Genomic DNA, 3,974 nt, shown 5'->3' with positions numbered 1-3,974 from the left:
GCCCGGTCGACTCGATCGGGGGTGTGACCAACAACTCGGCCGAGAGCAGCCCCAAGCCGATCGCGCAGTGGGTGCTCCGCAATCGTCGCGTCGTCGGCAACACGCTCACGATGGAGTTCGTCGCATTTCACCGCGACGGCCGCGCAGGCAAGCCGGTGGCGGCAGGCCGATGCTGGGCAACCGATATCGCCGGTACCAAGACGACTGCAGTCGTGGTGGCCACAGGCCCAATCGTGCTCGCGGGCGCCGGCGATCTCAATCATGTCATCGGGTACCGCTGCAGCGTCGACCTGTCGCAATGGTTGGACGCAAGCGCGATCGCCGACGGCACTGCGGTCCTCGGCTATGCCAGCGTTTACCCGCATGTTGGCGACGCAGGGTCGGTCCTCACCGCCAGCGGCACGGCCGACGCCCGCGGCTTCACGCCGCAGACCTTCCTCAAGCATGCCGCTCGCGCGAGCGACTCGCCCACAGCCTATGTCGCGGCAAGCAGCTGCTCCGATGAGACGGTCACCGCCGCCGGCGTGGGCGGCACCTCGACGCTGCAGAAGATTTATGGCGGCGGGATCGCCGACCCGGGTGCAGGTTCGGCCAACAAGTTCTGCTCGATCAAGTCCGCCATTGAGGCGCTGAAGACCGCCACGACTCGGACTGGCGGCGTCACGGACGGCACGCGCGTGCGCGTCGGCGCCGGCACCTTCGCCCTGGTCGCGACCGCGGCGCTCGGCACCTACCAGAATACGGGCGAGCTCATCATCGAGCGCGACGGCGTGGCCACGCGCGCCGAGGCGATCGTCACCGTCTCCAACGTCAACTTGCGCAACCCGTATTTGACGTTCCGGGACATCACGCTGCAACGAAGCAGCAACCTGCCGCTCTCCGTCACCAGCGGGCGCCTGGCGCTGACCGATGTGGCGCTCGACAATGGCGCGCAGACCACCGTCATCTACTCGACCTCGCCATTGTGGGTGAACGGGCTGACCGTCACGAACCTCGGGGCGGCGACCAACAATCAGCTCTACACCGGCTCGCAACCGATCCACCTCATTCGGGGCCTGTCGATCGGCACCCCCTCGGGTGCCGAGGTCCGGCTCGATTGCTGGTCCCTGATCGGCTCGAACGTCGGAAATGCCAGCTGCCGGCATGGTTCGCGCGACGGCAGCGGCACCGTCATCGCCTTCAATCAGCTTCGCGGCCGCACTGGCGCGCTGGGCCCGATGGTGTCTTTCCTCGACATGGGCACCACCACCGCGGTGAACGGTGTCGCCCTCGTCCAGAACCTGTTCGAGTACACCAGTGCCACGTCCAACCCGAGCTTCCGGCCCAGCGCGGATGCCGAGACGTACAGCATCCGGCACCTCGTTCAGTGGCACAACACGTTTGCCGGCGCCGGCCTGTGGGGCCGCGAGAATTGGGCCTATGACGAAACGCTCAACGTCTACCGCGCCAACATCCTGTGGAGCCCGGTCGGCAACATCCACGTCACCGTCTTCTCCAAGCATGACTGGTTCGTCGGCACCGCCGGCGCCGCCGGCAGCACCGGCACGAACGACCCAATCGAGGCGGCCAAGCATATCGGCAGCTGGTCCAGCATGTACGGCGTCGGCGCTCGAGGCGAGTTTCATCAGTACGCGGTCGATAGCGGCGACATCATCAATGGCGATCGCAGCCTCGCCTTTTACGGCCTGAAGGCGGCGCGCAGCACTTCGAGCGTCACCCGTCTCGATCCGCTCTTCACCGGCCCGGAGGCCGCCACGACGTGGGACGGCACGACCGCGACCGCACGCGCCGGAAACGGCGTCTACACGCTCCAGAGCGGCAGCAGCGCCAAGGCGCGGGTGGCGAACTGCCCTCTCCACGTTGACCTGGCCGGCGGCCCGCGCGCGGCCACCTGCAGCTCCGGAGCTTACGAATGAGCATCCTCGCCACCTGCGCCACGATCGCCGGCATCCTCGCGGCTGCGGCTGGCGGGGAGACGATCAGCCTTGCCAACCAGGATTGCCCGGCGATCTCGATCGATCGGCACTTTCCGACCCGCGTGACGGTCAACGCCGGCGGCTCGGTTGTCCGCGGTTTGGTGATCAGCGGCGGGAACGTCCGCTGGCGATCGGGCGCGATCGTCGCGCCGGGCGGCGCCTATGTTGCTGGCCCGCTCGGCTATGGTGCGCACCTGAAGCCCGGCACAGCCGACGTCCGGTTCGACGGGGTGACCTTCACCGAAGCGAACCGCGGGATCGCGGCCGAGGGCGTGAAGCGCCTGGCTGTTGCCGATAGCCGGTTCGAGCGGCTCGGCTCGGACGGGATCATCATCGCAGACAGCGAGGACCTGGTTGTCGCGCGCAACCACTTCCTCGACACGCGCGCCCGGCCGTCGCGGTGCATCACGCCGACCGAGCTGCTCACCGGGATCTCGCGGGCCGCCTGCATCGCTATCCTGGGCACCTGGTTCGACGGCGATCATCCGGACGCGCTACAGATGCGCGACGGCGTGAAGCGCGCCAGGATCTACGGCAACCTGGTGGAGGGTCCGACCCAAGGGCTCTCGCAGATGGACACGCCCGGCGATGATCCGCTCGAGCGGATCACGATCGAGCTCAACACCATCATCACCGACAACCCGCACAAGGCGACGCTCACCAGCTGCAGCAGCTGCTTGATCCGTCGGAATGTGGTGCGCCGGCCGATCGGCTCGGCCTGGAAGGCGGTCATCCTGCCTGGGCCGGCGCTCCGCTGCGGCAACGTCGAACAGGATGCGAAGGCGGCCGAACCGGCCTGCTGATCAGAACACGTCCGCCAGCTACCGAAGTTTGGGTATCGTACCCGAACTTCGGCGCTCGAGCGGGGGTGCCGTGCGGTAACACGGCAACCGACGGGCAACAGACCCGTCACGCGCGGCTGGCCTAGCCGCAACGCCCCGACCCGGGCTCCGGGCGGGATCGATCTGGACCCTCAACAGTGACCATCTCCCAAAGCGAAATAGTTAAGCCGTGCACTCCGGCCGCGCCGTACCTGGGCGGCAAGCGCAACCTGGCGAAGCGCCTGTGCGCGATCATCGATGCGACGCCCTGCCGCACCTATGTCGAGCCGTTCGTCGGCATGGGCGGGATCTTCCTCCGCCGAAGCCGCCGCGCGCCGGCCGAGGTGATCAACGATCTATCCGGCGACGTCGCCACGCTCTACCGCGTGCTCCAGCGCCACTATCCGTACTTCATCGACATGCTGAAGTGGCGGGTCACCAGTCGGGCGGAGTTCGGTCGCCTCCAGCGTGAGGACGCCTCGACATTGACCGACCTCGAGCGGGCGGCTCGTTTCCTCTACCTGCAGAAGACCGCGTTCGGCGGTAAGATCGAGGGGCGGACGTTCGGCATCGACAAGCGCTCGCCTGGTCGGTTCGATGTGACCAAGCTCGAGCCAGTGCTTGCCGATCTGCATGAGCGGCTCGCCGGCGTCGTGCTCGAGCAGCTGCCCTATGCGGAAGTGATCCGCCGATACGACAGCCCGGAGACGCTGATCTATCTCGATCCTCCTTACGTCGGCTGCGAGGAAGACTATGGCGTCGGCACCTTCAGCCCGGCCGATTTCGCCCAGCTGGCTGAGCAGCTCGAGGGGATCGAAGGCCGGTTCATTCTGTCAATCAACGACACGCCGCTCGCCCGCGAGGTGTTCGGCCGGTTCGAGCTCGAGGAAGTAGAGACCACCTGGACGATCTCGACCGCAGCCACTGGCGGCGGGAAGAAGGTGGGCGAGCTGATCGTCAAAGGCGGAGGGACGAGCCCTTGAGCGCCGATAGAAGTGCTCGCTCCTGAGCGATCATGATCCGCGCCCTGAGATCGCCCTGGTGCCATGCCAACCTGATGCGCTCGCGGCGTTCGGGGCTTATTGGTCCCTCGAGCTCCTCCGCACGCCTGAGGAACTCAGCCAGGTTCCGACAGTCGGCGAAGCGGGGATCAACCATAGTTGGGCGTTTAGCACAG

General features: G+C 66.9%; 3 protein-coding genes. All 3 read left to right on the top strand.

Features of this window, described 5'->3' with window-relative positions; all coding sequences use genetic code 11:
* Positions 1-1,916: hypothetical protein (locus PYV61_RS22005; protein ID WP_275835706.1), on the top strand; the 1,916-nt coding region annotated here is incomplete at its 5' end.
* Complete coding sequence (locus PYV61_RS22000) at positions 1,913-2,779, top strand: right-handed parallel beta-helix repeat-containing protein (protein WP_275835704.1); 867 nt, start codon at positions 1,913-1,915, stop codon at positions 2,777-2,779. The genes PYV61_RS22005 and PYV61_RS22000, both read left to right, overlap by 4 nt.
* Before the next feature lie 182 nt (positions 2,780-2,961).
* Positions 2,962-3,780 (top strand): DNA adenine methylase, encoded by an 819-nt coding sequence (locus PYV61_RS21995; protein ID WP_345785277.1) that lies wholly within the window; start codon positions 2,962-2,964, stop codon positions 3,778-3,780.
* Positions 3,781-3,974 lie beyond the last annotated feature (194 nt).

Source organism: Roseisolibacter sp. H3M3-2 (assembly GCF_029211165.1).
Taxonomy (GTDB): domain Bacteria; phylum Gemmatimonadota; class Gemmatimonadetes; order Gemmatimonadales; family Gemmatimonadaceae; genus Roseisolibacter.
Note: the sequence above shows the minus strand (reverse complement) of the source record. Positions and strands in the feature narration are given on the sequence as shown.